The 14912-nt window shown below is 61.9% G+C and carries 9 protein-coding genes and 1 pseudogene; 6 read left to right on the forward strand and 4 right to left on the reverse strand.

Translation table 11 applies throughout. The annotated features are described in order from the left end of the window. Positions 1-7: 7 nt before the first annotated feature. Positions 8-1570, reverse strand: coding sequence for a glutamine-hydrolyzing GMP synthase (guaA, locus tag EHS19_RS05985; RefSeq protein WP_151916872.1), 1563 nt, complete (start codon positions 1568-1570; stop codon positions 8-10). A gap of 486 nt (positions 1571-2056) precedes the next feature. Between guaA and EHS19_RS05990 the strand changes: the two genes are divergently transcribed. The 3 genes from EHS19_RS05990 (at position 2057) to EHS19_RS06000 (ending at position 8327) form a co-directional block, all read left to right on the forward strand. Then, positions 2057-4534 carry a phosphoketolase gene (locus EHS19_RS05990; protein ID WP_151916873.1) on the forward strand — a complete coding sequence of 826 codons (2478 nt, stop codon included), beginning with the start codon at positions 2057-2059 and terminating at the stop codon, positions 4532-4534. A gap of 1892 nt (positions 4535-6426) precedes the next feature. After that, positions 6427-7479 carry an inorganic phosphate transporter gene (locus EHS19_RS05995; RefSeq protein ID WP_151916874.1) on the forward strand — a complete coding sequence of 351 codons (1053 nt, stop codon included), beginning with the start codon at positions 6427-6429 and terminating at the stop codon, positions 7477-7479. A gap of 224 nt (positions 7480-7703) precedes the next feature. Then, a complete protein-coding gene (locus EHS19_RS06000; protein ID WP_151916875.1) occupies positions 7704-8327 on the forward strand; it encodes a DUF47 domain-containing protein in 624 nt (207 codons plus the stop codon). Between the two features lie 127 nt (positions 8328-8454). Here EHS19_RS06000 and EHS19_RS06005 read toward each other — a convergent pair whose 3' ends face one another. Beyond that, positions 8455-9141 carry a response regulator transcription factor gene (locus EHS19_RS06005; protein ID WP_151916886.1) on the reverse strand — a complete coding sequence of 229 codons (687 nt, stop codon included), beginning with the start codon at positions 9139-9141 and terminating at the stop codon, positions 8455-8457. Between the two features lie 11 nt (positions 9142-9152). Beyond that, entirely contained in the window at positions 9153-10415 is a 1263-nt protein-coding gene (locus EHS19_RS06010) for a sensor histidine kinase (protein WP_421745344.1), read from the reverse strand. A gap of 229 nt (positions 10416-10644) precedes the next feature. On the opposite strand from EHS19_RS06010, the gene EHS19_RS06015 reads away from it, so the two are divergent. From EHS19_RS06015 to EHS19_RS06025, 3 genes are read left to right on the forward strand one after another with little or no spacing between them, the layout of a single operon-like run. Beyond that, positions 10645-11691 carry an ABC transporter ATP-binding protein gene (locus EHS19_RS06015; RefSeq protein ID WP_151916877.1) on the forward strand — a complete coding sequence of 349 codons (1047 nt, stop codon included), beginning with the start codon at positions 10645-10647 and terminating at the stop codon, positions 11689-11691. A 17-nt stretch (positions 11692-11708) separates the two neighbouring features. Further along, a complete protein-coding gene (locus tag EHS19_RS06020; protein ID WP_151916878.1) occupies positions 11709-13058 on the forward strand; it encodes an ABC transporter permease in 1350 nt (449 codons plus the stop codon). Continuing rightward, entirely contained in the window at positions 13045-14619 is a 1575-nt protein-coding gene (locus EHS19_RS06025) for an ABC transporter permease (RefSeq protein ID WP_151916879.1), read from the forward strand. Before EHS19_RS06020 ends, EHS19_RS06025 begins: the two co-directional genes overlap by 14 nt. A 24-nt stretch (positions 14620-14643) precedes the next feature. On the opposite strand, the pseudogene EHS19_RS06030 reads toward EHS19_RS06025, so the two are convergent. Continuing rightward, positions 14644-14912 (reverse strand): annotated as a pseudogene (locus tag EHS19_RS06030) (ATP-binding protein); the annotation flags it as partial.

Consider the following 14912-nt stretch of genomic DNA (forward strand, 5'->3'; position numbering starts at 1 on the left):
CATCACATCATTCCCATTCGATGGTTGCGGGGGGTTTGCTAGTGCAGTCGAGCACGACGCGGTTGATCTGGCGGCATTCGTTGGTGATGCGCGTGGAGATGGTGGCGAGGACGTCGTAGGGGAGGCGCGACCAGTCGGCGGTCATGGCATCCTCGGAGCTCACCGGGCGGAGAACGATCGGGGAACCATAGGTGCGCTCGTCGCCTTGGACGCCGACGGAGTGGACGTCGGCGAGGAGGACGACGGGGCACTGCCAGATGTCGCGGTCGAGTCCGGCGCGGGTGAGTTCCTCGCGGGCGATGGCGTCGGCTTCGCGCAGCAGGTCGAGGCGTTCCTTGGTGATTTCGCCGATGATGCGGATGCCGAGGCCGGGGCCGGGGAACGGCTGGCGCCAGACGATTTCGTCGGGCAGGCCGAGTTCGGTGCCGATGGCGCGCACCTCGTCCTTGAAGAGGGTGCGCAGGGGCTCGATGAGCTGGAATTTGAGGTCTTTGGGTAGGCCGCCGACGTTGTGGTGGGATTTGATGTTGGCCGCGCCGTCGCCGCCGCCGGATTCGACGACGTCGGGGTAGAGGGTGCCTTGGACGAGGAACTTGACTTCCTTGCCGCGGGCGCCGGCTTCTTCGAGGACCTGACGCTGGGCTTTTTCGAAGGTGCGGATGAACTTTTCGCCGATGATCTTGCGCTTGCGTTCCGGTTCGCTGACGCCCTTCAACGCGGTGAGGAAGTCGTCGGCTGCGTCGACGGTGATCAGACGGATGCCGGTGGCGGCGACGAAGTCGTGCTTGACCTGTTCGACTTCGCCTTTGCGCAGCAGGCCGTGATCGACGAATACGCACGTGAGCTGGTCGCCGATGGCCTTGTGCACGAGGGCGGCGGCGACGGCGGAGTCCACGCCGCCGGACAGGCCGCAGATCACTTCGGCGTCGCCGACCTTGTCGCGGATCTTCTTCACCTGGTCTTCGATGATGGAGGAGGCGTCCCAGTCGCGGGGCAGTCCTGCGCAGCGGTGGAGGAAGTTTTCGATGAGCTGCTGGCCGAGCGGGGAGTGTTTGACTTCCGGATGCCACTGCACGCCGTAGAGCTTGCGGGTTTCGTCGGCCATGGCGGCGACTGGCGCGCCTTCGGTGTGCGCCAGCACGGTGAAGCCTTCGGGGGCCTGTTCGACGGCGACCCCGTGACTCATCCATGTGGTCTGTTCTGCAGGGGAGTCGGCGAGGATGCCTTCGGCGTCGTCGACGACGGCCTTGGTCTTGCCGTATTCGCCGAGGGCGGCCTTGTCCACTTTGCCGCCGAGCTCGTAGGCCATGACCTGGAAGCCGTAGCAGATGCCGAGCACAGGGATGGATGCGTTGAACACCTTGGTGTCGATGGTGGGCGCGCCGGGCTCGAAGACGGAGGCCGGGCCGCCGGAGAGGATAATCGCCTTGGGATCCTTGGCGAGGATTTCGTCGGCGGGCATGGAGTGGGGGACGAGCTCGGAATATACGCCGGCTTCGCGAACGCGGCGTGCGATGAGCTGTGCGTATTGTGCGCCGAAGTCGACGACGAGCACTGGTCCTTGTGCCATGTGGTTTCCTCTTTTCGGTTCGGTGATTGTTCCGGTGTCTTTACATTGTGGCCGTTCAAGCAGACAATGGCGGATGCGGCGTAGTGAGGGGCCTATACAGTGGTGTTTGTTCGATATGCCGACGCATGGCGGCCTGAAGCATGAAAAATCGAACATTTTCGCACAACCAACACGCCGTTTGGGTGGTCGGCGATTTGTTCGTTTGTTCGATTCCGGGAGTGCCCTGAAGGGTGTTCGTATACGGTTTTCCTTGGGATTGCGCGGATTGTTGTCATTTTGGCGTTACCGCTGATTCACACATAATTCATTACGTTAAACAAACATTTGCGCACAGACATGCTCAAAAGTTTCCATAAGTCGCGTCTAGCACGTACCATGAGGGACGATTGGGATTGAGCGGGCCGTGAAAGCCGCAAGGCTCGGTCGGCTCATGACCGAAGATAATAACCAATTGCACCCAACGGTGCATGGAGTACAGGAGTACACATGACGAGTCCTGTTATTGGAACCCCTTGGAAGAAGCTTAACGCTCCGGTTTCCGAGGAATCCCTTGAAGGCGTTGACAAGTACTGGCGTGCTGCCAACTACCTGTCCATCGGCCAGATCTATCTGCGTTCCAACCCGCTGATGAAGGAGCCCTTCACCCGCGAAGACGTCAAGCACCGTCTGGTCGGCCACTGGGGCACCACTCCTGGCCTGAACTTCCTGATCGGCCACATCAACCGCTTCATTGCCGACCACGGCCAGAACACCGTGATCATCATGGGCCCGGGCCACGGCGGCCCCGCCGGCACCTCGCAGTCCTACCTGGACGGCACCTACACCGAGACCTTCCCGAAGATCACCAAGGACGAGGCAGGTCTGCAGAAGTTCTTCCGCCAGTTCTCCTACCCGGGCGGCATTCCTTCCCACTTCGCTCCGGAGACCCCGGGCTCCATCCACGAGGGTGGCGAGCTGGGCTACGCTCTGTCCCACGCCTACGGCGCCATCATGGACAACCCGAGCCTGTTCGTCCCGGCCATCGTCGGCGACGGTGAGGCCGAGACCGGCCCGCTGGCCACCGGCTGGCAGTCCAACAAGCTTGTGAACCCGCGCACCGACGGCATCGTGCTGCCGATCCTGCACCTCAACGGCTACAAGATCGCCAACCCGACCATTCTGTCCCGTATTTCCGACGAAGAGCTGCACGAGTTCTTCCACGGCATGGGCTACGAGCCGTACGAGTTCGTCGCCGGCTTCGACGATGAGGACCACATGTCCATCCACCGCCGCTTCGCCGAGCTGTGGGAGTCCATCTGGGACGAGATCTGCGACATCAAGGCGACCGCCCAGACCGACAACGTGCACCGTCCGTTCTACCCGATGCTGATCTTCCGCACCCCGAAGGGTTGGACCTGCCCGAAGTACATCGATGGCAAGAAGACCGAAGGCTCCTGGCGTTCTCACCAGGTGCCGCTGGCTTCCGCCCGCGATACCGAGGCTCACTTCGAGGTTCTCAAGAACTGGCTCGAGTCCTACAAGCCGGAGGAGCTGTTCGACGAGAACGGCGCCGTCAAGGACGATGTCCTGGCCTTCATGCCGAAGGGCGAGCTGCGTATCGGTGCCAACCCGAACGCCAACGGTGGTGTGATCCGCGACGACCTCAAGCTCCCGAACATCGAGGACTACGCCGTCAAGGAAGTCGAGAAGTACGGCCACGGCTGGGGCCAGCTCGAGGCCACCCGTCGTCTCGGCGTCTACACCCGCGACATCATCAAGAACAACCCGCACGACTTCCGCATCTTCGGACCGGATGAGACCGCTTCCAACCGTCTGCAGGCTTCCTACGAGGTCACCAACAAGCAGTGGGATGCCGGCTACATCTCCGACGAGGTCGACGAGCACATGCACGTCTCCGGCCAGGTCGTCGAGCAGCTGTCTGAGCACCAGATGGAAGGCTTCCTCGAGGGCTACCTGCTGACCGGTCGTCACGGCATCTGGAGCTCCTACGAGTCCTTCGTCCACGTGATCGACTCCATGCTCAACCAGCACGCCAAGTGGCTTGAGGCTACCGTCCGCGAGATCCCGTGGCGCAAGCCGATCGCCTCGATGAACCTGCTCGTCTCCTCGCACGTGTGGCGTCAGGATCACAACGGCTTCTCGCATCAGGATCCGGGTGTCACCTCCCTGCTGCTGAACAAGTGCTTCCACAACGACCACGTCATCGGCATCTACTTCGCCACCGATGCGAACATGCTGCTGGCCATCGCCGAGAAGTGCTACAAGTCCACCAACAAGATCAACGCCATCATCGCCGGCAAGCAGCCGGCCGCCACGTGGCTGTCCCTCGATGAGGCTCGCGCCGAACTCGAGAAGGGTGCTGCCGCTTGGGATTGGGCTTCCACCGCGAAGTCCAACGACGAGGCTGAGATCGTGCTTGCCGCCGCCGGCGATGTCCCGACCCAGGAGATCATGGCCGCTTCCGACAAGCTCAAGGAACTCGGCATCAAGTTCAAGGTCGTCAACGTGGTGGATCTGCTCGCTCTGCAGTCCGCCAAGGAGAACGACGAGGCCCTGACCGACGAGGAGTTCGCTGACATCTTCACCGCCGACAAGCCGGTGCTGTTCGCGTACCACTCCTACGCTCACGACGTGCGCGGCCTGATCTACGATCGCCCGAACCACGACAACTTCAACGTCCACGGCTACGAGGAGGAGGGCTCCACCACCACCCCGTACGACATGGTTCGCGTCAACGAGCTCGATCGCTACGAGCTGACCGCTGAGGCTCTGCGCATGATCGATGCCGACAAGTACGCCGCCAAGATCGACGAGCTCGAGAAGTTCCGTGATGAGGCCTTCCAGTTCGCCGTTGACCACGGCTACGATCACCCGGATTACACCGACTGGGTGTACTCCGGCCTGAACACCGCTGAGAAGGGTGCTGTCACCGCCACCGCCGCCACCGCTGGCGACAACGAGTGATGCGAGCCTGACTCAAGGTTCTCTCGCTAGCTTCGGCTAGCAGCTCACAAGGGTGGGCTTCGGGATTCGTCCCGAAGTCCACCCTTTGCTTTTCCCGAGCCTGTTTCTTGTCAGGTTAGTGTCCTGCATCAGAATTTCGGAGTCTTCGCCTGTTTGTGTGGGTGTGGTTGAGCCTTGGTTGAGCCTTGGTATCTTCGTCGGGCTTTTTCCTGTGTGGGATACGAGATGGGCGTTCTTCCTGTGTGTGTTCTTACTGTATGGCTTCTTTTGCGTTCCCGCTAGTTCTCCCGTTCACCCGTTTATGCGTCTCCCGTTGGCGCACCCATTTGCGCAAGAGAATCTCGCGGAAAACCCTCAGTTCGAGAGAATCTTGCGCTGACAGGCGGATTTACGCAAGAGAATCTTGAGCTCAGGGCTAATCCCGAGAGAACCTTGCGCGGAGCAACCCGCAAGCGCAAGATAATCTCGGAACAAGTCCGTCGCTCCCGAAATCGGCCCCGGCGAAGACACCTCGGCCCAATCACACACCACACAAACTGGCAAAGACTCGAATTTCGTTGATTATATCGTTGGCTCCCATGTCGGGACAGCACCTGCAAACAGCGGTGCTGTTTGCAGGTGCTGTGTGAGCCGACCGGCGAGCTGGCAGGCTGCGCGCGCAGGCGTGGGCTCGGACGGGTGTGGTCACAGGGTGCGCCCCGCTCCCTGTGACCATTGCTCAAAACCCTTGATATTTCAACGATTTCAGCCCCCGGTCACGGGGTGCGCCTCGCTCCCTGTGACCGAACCCGCTCCCTGTGTCCGAACCCGCTCCCTGTGACCGAACCCGCTCCCTGTGTCCGTGACGAGGATCCCCGTACGTAGCCCGTCGTGTGCATGGGACGTATATTGTTTTGGCGTCCTGTGCATGGCACGTACATAACGGGGGGGGGACGATGGGCCTCCCAGCCTTGTCTGGTCTTCGATCGTGTGCATGGGGCGTATCCGCACGCGGCCGGAGCGCACGCGACCCGCACCTTGTAACAATCATCGTGTGCATGCAACGTACGTAACAGGGGGTGCGACGGGCCCTCCCGCCATGTCGAGCCGTCGATCGTGTGCATGGCACGTACATAAGGCGCTGCTGATCGTGTGCATGCAACGTACATCTGCGCGATCGTGTGCATACGACGTACATGAAGCGCGCGTTTCGAGCCTCCACACAACCGTTCCATGCACACGATGCCTCCGACGACATACGCTCCATGCACACGATGCCCACAGGCAGTCCATTCGGTATCCGTTGCATGCACACACTCCGCGGACAGTCCACGCGGCCGAGCATCCCCTGCACACGATGGATGTGAAAGGCACGGCGAGTGCCTGTTGGGGCGGTCTCCAGTGAACGAAATTCGGGAATCGATGGCTGATCTCCCTCAATTTTGTTCACTGAGCGGCCGGCAGCGATCACAATTCGGGAGCAATGGGCCTGATTCCCGAATAATGATCACTGACGCCATCCCAATGAACAATATTCGGGAGATGGCCGTTCTTTTCCCGAATTTTGATCGCCAACCATGGACCGGCGGCACGGTCAGCGGCATGGACGATTGCGCACGGCAACGGTCCCGCAATCATGGACGCGCTGCGCGCGCGGTTTGCTGGCTCGACTGTCGTCGAGCGACGTTGCCTACAAACAGCTCCGCTGTTTGCTTCACGGCAACGTCATCAAAGGATGCCAACACCACGCAGGCAATTACGAGATGGACCACTAGGTGTCAGATGGTGCTTGATGGCATCTGGTGGACGATATCGCGACACGACCGACGATGGCGATGACTACGTAGTCTGGTTCCGCTACAATCAGCGTTGTCCCTGTGTCGACCCTCGACGAAGAAGGTGGTAATTTCCTAGTGGATGTCTCATTCGACTACTTCCTCCAGCAGATGACCTCGAATCCCGCGTTGGCGATAACTACGTTGTTGACGCTTGGCGTGATCTTCGTCAATGGATGGACCGATGCGCCGAATGCCATTGCCACCTGTGTGACGACGCGTTGCATGCGAGTCAGATCCGCCGTCATCATGGCCGCCGTGCTCAATTTTCTCGGTGTGCTGGTGATGACTAGGATCAACGCATCGGTCGCTTCGACGATCAGCACCATGGTGGACTTCGGCGGCAATGCGAATGAGGCGCTTATCGCATTGTGCGCCGCGTTGTTCTCCATCGTCGTCTACAGCGTCGGCGCATCGCTGCTCGGCATCCCCACATCGGAAAGCCACAGTCTGATCGCCGGACTCTCCGGTGCCGCCATAGCGATTCACGGCAGCGTCGAAGGCATCAACATGGGTGAATGGGTCAAGGTGCTGTATGGACTTGCGGCGAGCCTTCTCATCGGGTTCGGCATGGGATGGCTGGTGTGCAAGGCCGTTACACTGGTGTGCGCGAGGCTTGACCGCAGACGCACCAACGGTTTCTTCACCTACGCGCAGATCGCCGGTGCCGCGGCGATGAGTTTCATGCATGGCGCTCAGGATGGGCAGAAGTTCATCGGCGTGCTGTTCCTCGGCATGGCGTTCGCCAATGGGCAGTCCGGGGTCGCCGGTGTCGTCATCCCGGTTTGGCTGATGGTCATGTGCAGCGTGATCATGGGCGTCGGCACGTCGGTTGGCGGCGAGCGAATCATCAAATCGGTCGGCATGGACATGGTGCGATTGGAGAAGTATCAGGGATTCAGCGCCGATCTGTCGAGTGCGTTGTGCCTGCTGGTGATGACGGTGCTGGGCATCCCCGTATCCACGACGCACACCAAGACGAGCGCGATCATGGGTGTCGGCGCGGTACGCAGGCTTTCGGCCATCAATTTCGGCGTCGTGCGGGACATGATGCTCACCTGGGTGTTCACATTCCCCGGCTGCGGCATCATCAGCTACGCCATGGCCCGACTGTTCATGATCATGTTCTAGTGTCCTCCGTCAGAAGTTCTTTGACGAATTCACTACCCCTCAGTCCCGCTTCGCGAGCCAGCTCCCCTGACAAGGGGAGCCAGAGATATGATCAACGATCTTCTGGCGGAGGACACTAGAGATGCACAGGGAAGACGACATCGCTGCGCCGATGCATCGACAATCGCAGCATCGGTGCCATAGTCGACACCATCATCAGGACAAGCGGAAAGGAACCACCATAGATGTCCAGAAAAAACGATGCGTTCTATTTCGACGGATTCAAGTCCAGCGCACGGTGCGCACATCGTGCCTCGGTGCTGCTGATCGATGTCATGAACGACTTCGAGCCGACCCGGCTTGAGGAACGCATGAAAGACATGCATCGCATCGAACAGGAGGCCGACGATATCCGTCACGGCATGATGGACGAACTGGTGACCGCGTTCATCACGCCGTTCGATCGCGAGGACATCGGTCGGCTCAGTCAGACGCTTGACGATGTGACCGACGGCATCGAAGGCGTGCTTCACCGCATGTACTACGACAACGTCACCGCCATGCGTCAGGATGCGCTGGACATGGCCGGTATGATCGTCACGGCATGCGAACAGATGGTAGCCCTGTTCGACGAATTGCCGAAATTCCGCCGATCCAAGTCGATCAGACAGCGCGTGTTCGCGATCAACCGCATCGAACAGGACATTGACCGAGCGTACATCGGGGCGATGCGCACACTGCACACCACCTGTGTCGATCCGATGCAGGTGTTCGCCTGGCATGAGGTGTACACGCATCTGGAACGTTGTGCGGACGCCTGCGAGCATGTCGCCGACGTGGTGGACGGCATCGTCATGAAGAACAACTGATCGCAGCGCTGATCGATACGCTGCCCTGCACGCCTGCACGCCTGCTCGATGGCGGAGGAATGGCGGCGGAATGGCGGCGATACGGCAGCCGCCAGCGACACGGCGGCAGCCAGCGATACGAAGCTGGTCAGCGATACGTGTTGATCCACAGGATCGCAAGCTGGGTGCGGTTGGTCAGTCCCAGTCTGTCCAGCATGGCGCTGATGCGGTTGCGTACCGTCCCTTCGCTCAGGTACAGTCTGGCGGCGATGTCGCGGTTGTCGAGACCCTCGGCGACCAGCGCGGCGATCATGCGACTACGCTCGTCAAGCGCATCCAATGCCATCCGATCGGCATCCGTTGCCGCATCCGGCGTGGACGTAACCGGATCATGGGGGAGTCCAGGCGCGCCGGTCGGTGCCGTCGGTCCGGTGATCTTGCCGAGCACGTCGGCGCCGAGGACGATCTGTCCGGCCATCACCGCATGCAACGCCGGCGCCACCGAGGCGACATCCTGCTTGATGAGATAGCCGCGTGCCCCCAACGCGATCGCCTGTTCGATGTATGCGCGATCGGCGAACGTGGTGAGGAACAGGATTCGCGCGGCCGGATCGCGTGCGAGTATCGCGCGGGCGGCGGCAAGACCGTCGCTTCCGGGCATCTGAATGTCGATGAGCAGAACGTCGGGACGGCTTGTCGGACTGTCGAAATAACGCGTCGTCGCCGTCGCGCCGTTGCCGGCGGTCCACAGTACGTCGGCGGCGTGAGTGGCGGTCATAATGGTCGCCAGCGACTGGCATACGATCGGATCGTCATCCGCAATGGCGATGGTCATGTCGGCGGTTGTCATGCGCGTCCACCTTTCCTTGAGATATTCTGTGAGATATTCTCTGAGGTGTTTTCTGAGCTATTCGATGCGCCGTGAACATGTTCGGGCCATCGTGATTTCGGCACGGAGACGAACACCCGCCAGCCATCCTGATACGGACCGCAGGACGAGATGCCGCCGACGGATCTGACACGGGCCTCGATATCGGCGAGTCCCATGCCGTGCGAAGGCGTGCCATCAGTGGGGATGTCGGGCTTCGCCGGTCCCGGGTCCTGAACGACCAACTGCCATAATGCCGGCAAATCGCGAAGCGTGACGGATGCCTCACGGGCCATGCTGTGATGCGACACGTTCGCCAGCGACTCGCGTATCACCGTCGATAGGCAGCGTGCGACCGGTGCCGGCACATGATCGATGTCGTTCGCCAGACGCACGGTCAGCGACGAAGACGACTCGGCGTATGCGCAGACGGCATCGTTGACCTGCGCGGAAAAATCCGTGCCGTCGTCCTCAAGATCATGCACCGACCGGCGCACCATCGTCATCGCCCCGTCCAGCGTTTCGGCAAGCGCGGCGAATCCTTGGGCGGCACTGTCGTCACCGGTCGCATCGGCGACGACCCGACCGGCCTGCGCCTGCATGATCGCACGCGTAAGCAGATGACCGACGTTGTCATGAATCTCACGGGCGATGCGCGTGCGTTCGTTGAGCGTTGCCATGCGCACCGAACGGGAGCGCTCCTCTTCCAGATCGGCGACCCTTCTGCGCGATGCGCGGGTCATGTCGCGAATGGCATCCTGCGCACGACGCATCAAACGGCGCGTGGCCGTGATCTCACGATCCGCGACACCCCAGACGAATCCGACCAGCGTCACGACCGCGGTCAGCACCATGCCTCGATCGGGACGGTTCTCGATCATCATGCGTAGCACAGGCAGCAGCCACAGCAGACGCGGCGGCCACAGTGCATGCTGCGCATGTCGGGTGACACGCGTCATGAAGTCGTTGCCCGCCTGCTGGGTAATACTCCAACGCGGCATGTCGTAGGCCGCAACGGAAAGAAACGCGCACCATGAGGTCATCGGCAGGCATGCCGCGACGAAGACCATGCTTGGCAGCCATGCCAAAGGCGACGACGGAGTGCCGCGCAGCAGCCATTCACCCAGCGAGGAGCAGGAGACGGCGATCAGCAGACCGATCAGCATGATCGGCACGTCGGCGCGGGGATCGACGATCAGCGCGCCAGCCGACGTGCCAGTCGTCACGCCGAACGGCACCATGATCACACCCAACGCCAGCAACAGCGCCTTATTTCCCAATGCGCGCATGCACACCATGATAGTTGATTGCCAAGATGCACCTCGTGGAGACGACCAATGACATTTGTCATCGCGTCGTCCGCGCCGCGTGACAAATGGCGGTGGCGCGAACCGGGCCGTCGAGCGGACAATGGAATCAGCCTCAACCACAGGCATCCGCACCGCAATCCGAGGCAGAGAGGAATCGGACATGACCACGGAAACAGACAGCAACAGCGGCGTCGGCGGCGGCGCCAACGCCGGCGCCAACACCGGCGTCAATGGCGGCGTCGGCAACCCAGCCGCGTCGGAGGAGACCGGCATCTCGGCGGTCAGCGTCACGAAACTCGTCAAACGCTATGGCGACATGGTGGCGCTCGACCAGTTCGATCTCGACGTGCACCAGGGCGAGATCTTCGGTCTGCTCGGCCCCAACGGCTCCGGCAAGACCACTGCGATCAACTGCATTCTTGCGTTGCTCGCCTACGATTCGGGAACCATCCGGGTATTCGGCCAGCCGATGACGCCCACCAGCTACGCTCTCAAGCGCCGCATCGGCATCGTGCCGCAGAACGTCGCCGTGCTCAACGAACTGACCGTGACCGAGAACATCGACTACTTCTGCTCGCTGTACGTGCCGAAGAAGGCCGAGCGCGCACCGTTGGTGGAGGAGGCTATCGAATTCGCCGGGCTGCAGGACTTTCGCAGGTTCCGCCCCGGCAAGCTCTCCGGCGGTCTGCTTCGGCGGCTCAACATCGCGTGCGGCATCGCCCACAAACCCGACCTCATCTTCTTCGACGAGCCGACCGTGGCCGTGGACCCGCAAAGCCGCAATGCCATTCTCGAGGGCATCGTGCGCCTGAACAAGGCGGGTGCGACGGTGATCTACACCAGCCACTACATGGAGGAGGTCGAGCGGATCTGCGACCGCATCCTCATCATGGATCACGGCAGGCATCTGGCGCTCGGCACCGCCGACGAGCTCAAGGCGATGATCGGCACCGGAGAGCGCATCACCATCGAAACGCTTGATCTGACCGACGATACCCTTGCGGCGGTGCGCGCGCTCGGCTTCGTCATCGAAGCGAACTATGACGGCACTCAGCTCGACGTGCGGTGCGGTCGGGGAGAGCACAATCTGGTCGATCTGCTCGGCGTGCTGCGTGCCGCCGGTGCCAGCGTCGGCCATCTGACCAGCCAGCCGCCGACCCTCAACGACGTGTTCCTTGAGCTGACCGGCAAGGCGCTGCGGGACTAGCGGGGAAGGAGACAGCCATGTGGTCCACATTCGTCATGACATTGAAGACGAACCTGCGCAACAAGCCCGCACTGTTCTGGGTCATCGTCTTCCCCCTCGCAGTGGCGACGCTGTTGAACGGCATGTTCGGCGACCTCGCCTCGGGCTATGAGATCAAAGCGGTCCCGTTGGCGGTGGTTCAGGACGCGAACTGGAAACGGGCCGTCGGGGCACAGACGTTCGTCAACGCATTGTCCGGCACGACCACGTCGAATGGTGCCGGCCTTGGTGCGACCGGTTCCAGTGCGGCCGGTTCTGATGCTGCCGGTTCCGATCAGTCAGCCGGCACCAAGGCAGCAGACAGCGAGGCGGCCGGCACCGAGTCGGCCGGCACCGAGTCATCCGGCACCGACATGCGGCTGGTGGACGCCACCGCGGTCACCTCTCTCGATCAGGCGCGCCAAACGATCGCCGGAGCGACAACGGACGGATACCTGAGCGTCGACGGGTCGGGTCGCATCGTCCTGACGGTATCCGCCGCGATCGCAAACGGCTCGACGAACGCGTCGGAAAGCGCGTCGAACACGCACATCACCATCGCCGCGCTGGGCGAGGCGATCGACCTCTACAACCGCACCGACACCCTCACCAGGCAGCTTCTCGACACCAATCCCCAGGCTGCGGCGAGCCGCTCATTCTGGACGTCGCTCAACGACATCACCGGCATGACCCGCGAAACCACGCTCACGAACTTCAAACCGGACGCGATGGCGCGATACTACTATGCGCTGCTCGGCATGTCGTGCCTGACGGCCATGGGATACGCCATCTCCGCAGTCACCACCGCTCAGGCGAACCTGTCCGCATTGGGCATTCGCCGCACGGTCGCCCCCCTGAGCCGTTCCGCGCAGCTGATCGCCGGATTCCTCGCCAGCTGGCTGTGCTCCGGGCTGAGTCTTCTGATCGCGCTCGCCTACATTCGCTACGTGTGCGGCATTGCGCTTGGCGGGCGTGAGCCGGCCGCCGCGCTCGCGGTGCTGCTCGCCTCGTTCATGGCCTGCGCGTTCGGCACGATGATCGGCGCGATCCCGAAGCTGTCGCACAGTGTCAAGACGGGTCTGACCAGCGCGATTCCCTGCGCGCTGTCGCTGTTCACCGGTCTGTATGGAGGATTCGCGATGTCGCTGAGCGACTGGATCGCCCGCAATGCGCCCGCATTCGGTCTCATCAACCCCGCGCAGCAGGTGACCGACCTGTTCTACGACATTCTCTACTACGACGGCTATGGTCCGTTCGTCGCCACCTGTGCCCGGCTGCTCGCCATGAGCGCCGTATTCCTGATCGCCGCGGTCGTCATGCTCAAGGAGGAACGCTATGAACACCTGTAAGGCCACGTTGCGTGTGCTGCTTGCGCATCGACTCTACATTTTCATCTATCTGGTGCTCATCGGCATCATGATGTTCTCCATCAGCGGTGCCCAGCTGTTCGGCTCGCGCGATGAGGGCGGCAGCGACACCTATGCGCCCGGCAGGCCTACGGTGGCGGTCATCGACCGGGATGCTAACCGTGGGCGCATCGCCCAGGAAATGCGCGAATATCTGGCCGACAGCAGTGATCTGGTCGATCTGCAAGACGATCCGCGCACGCTGCAGCAGGCGGTGGCGTCGAATTGGGTGGATCTCATCGTCATCATTCCCGATGGGTATGCCGAAGGGCTGATCGCATCCGCTTCCTCGGCTGGTGCGGATTCGGCTGATTCGGCAGCGGGCGGTGCGGATTCGGCTGGTTCGGATGCATCGCATGACGGTGCGCCGACCGTTGAGACCGTGACCAGCTACACGTCCGGTGTCGGCGCGATGGCATCGATGGATGTCAGCGGATTCCTTGGCATGACTCGCACGGCACTGATCGGCGGCAATGTGGCGGTGACCGACGGCGACTGGGCGGCCAAGTACGGGGATGCGGATACGACTGCCGCTGCCCCGGATGGCATTGCGCCGACGGATGCTGCGCAGAAAGGCACCGGTACACAGACGCAGACGGGAACCACGCCGGATCAGAGCACGTTGGACATGCTGCCGAATGGACGCCTGGACAATCTCACCCTGGATGATCTGGCGGATGCGGCGAAGCGGGTTCGTGCGATTGCGGCCGACGGGAACGCGAATCATGCGATCGCGGTGGATCGCTCCGATCAGGCATCAACGCAGGCCGCCGCCGGAAGCTCCGCTGCCGCTGCCAACGCGTCAACCGACGCGGATACGGCGGTGAGCGGCTTCGGCAGCACGATGAAGACCGCGCTCTATCCGCTGTTCCTGGCGATGACGGTATGCACGGCCCTCGTGCTCAGCGTGTTCAATGCCGGCGAGACCAGACGGCGACTCGCCGCCTCGCCGCAACGATTCAGCCTGATGGGCATCCAGCGTCTGGCCACCATCGGCGTGTTCGCGCTGATCGTGACGGTCGGATATCTTCTGGCGACGCTGGGACTGATGCTGGTGGCGGGAGCCGATGTCGCCGCGCTGCCGCCATCGGGGATCGCCATGACCGTCATCGCCGCGTTCGTCTACGCGCTGATGACGGTGGCCTGCGGATTCCTGCTCGGCGAATGCAGCTCAAGCGACACGATGGCCAATGGATTCGCCAACCTGTTCGGATTGCTCATCATGTTCACGTCAGGTATGTGGCTTCCAGTCGATATGATGCCGGGATTCATGACCGTCATCGGCAGGATGCTCCCCGGCTGGTGGTATTGCACGGCAGTCGATCAGGCGCTTGGCATAGGAACCGCCGCGCATGATGGCGTGAGCGTGGCCGGATGGGCCGGCTCGGTCGGCCTGGTCGCATTGTTCGCCGCGGCGTTCCTTTGCATAGGACTGGCGGTCGGGCGGATTCGGCGCTCGCGGCCAAGTGCGGTGTCGCAAGCCGTCACGCAGCTTGCCGAATGACGGCGAGGGGCGATGCGGCTTTCCCTAGTTGCCCTTCAGCCGGTAGCGTTGGATCGGGTCGTCCTGGAATCTCACCAAGGCGACCCGTCCTTCGCGAATCAGCTCGCGCATGCCGGATGTGGCGGCAAGCGGCGTCATCTGCAGTTCGCGGATGATCTCCTTGATGCTCATCGCCGAATGCCTCTCCAGCACGGTCATGATCGCCTTGGCGATGTCGCTGGGCGTGCCGGTGGTGGCGGTGCGATGCCGGGTGATCGTCATCGTGAACGTGTTGATCGTGTTCACCGTGGTCG

Source organism: Bifidobacterium jacchi, assembly GCF_009078285.1.
In the GTDB taxonomy this organism is placed as follows: domain Bacteria; phylum Actinomycetota; class Actinomycetes; order Actinomycetales; family Bifidobacteriaceae; genus Bifidobacterium; species Bifidobacterium jacchi.

Coding starts and splice junctions, on each gene's coding strand:
- EHS19_RS06020 (WP_151916878.1), top strand. CDS start 11,709: ATGTGGTCCACATTCGTCATGACATTGAAGACGAACCTGCGCAACAAG.
- EHS19_RS06015 (WP_151916877.1), top strand. CDS start 10,645: ATGACCACGGAAACAGACAGCAACAGCGGCGTCGGCGGCGGCGCCAAC.
- EHS19_RS06010 (WP_421745344.1), bottom strand. CDS start 10,415: ATGGTGCCGTTCGGCGTGACGACTGGCACGTCGGCTGGCGCGCTGATC.
- EHS19_RS06005 (WP_151916886.1), bottom strand. CDS start 9,141: ATGACCATCGCCATTGCGGATGACGATCCGATCGTATGCCAGTCGCTG.
- EHS19_RS06025 (WP_151916879.1), top strand. CDS start 13,045: ATGAACACCTGTAAGGCCACGTTGCGTGTGCTGCTTGCGCATCGACTC.
- EHS19_RS05990 (WP_151916873.1), top strand. CDS start 2,057: ATGACGAGTCCTGTTATTGGAACCCCTTGGAAGAAGCTTAACGCTCCG.
- guaA (WP_151916872.1), bottom strand. CDS start 1,570: ATGGCACAAGGACCAGTGCTCGTCGTCGACTTCGGCGCACAATACGCA.
- EHS19_RS06000 (WP_151916875.1), top strand. CDS start 7,704: ATGTCCAGAAAAAACGATGCGTTCTATTTCGACGGATTCAAGTCCAGC.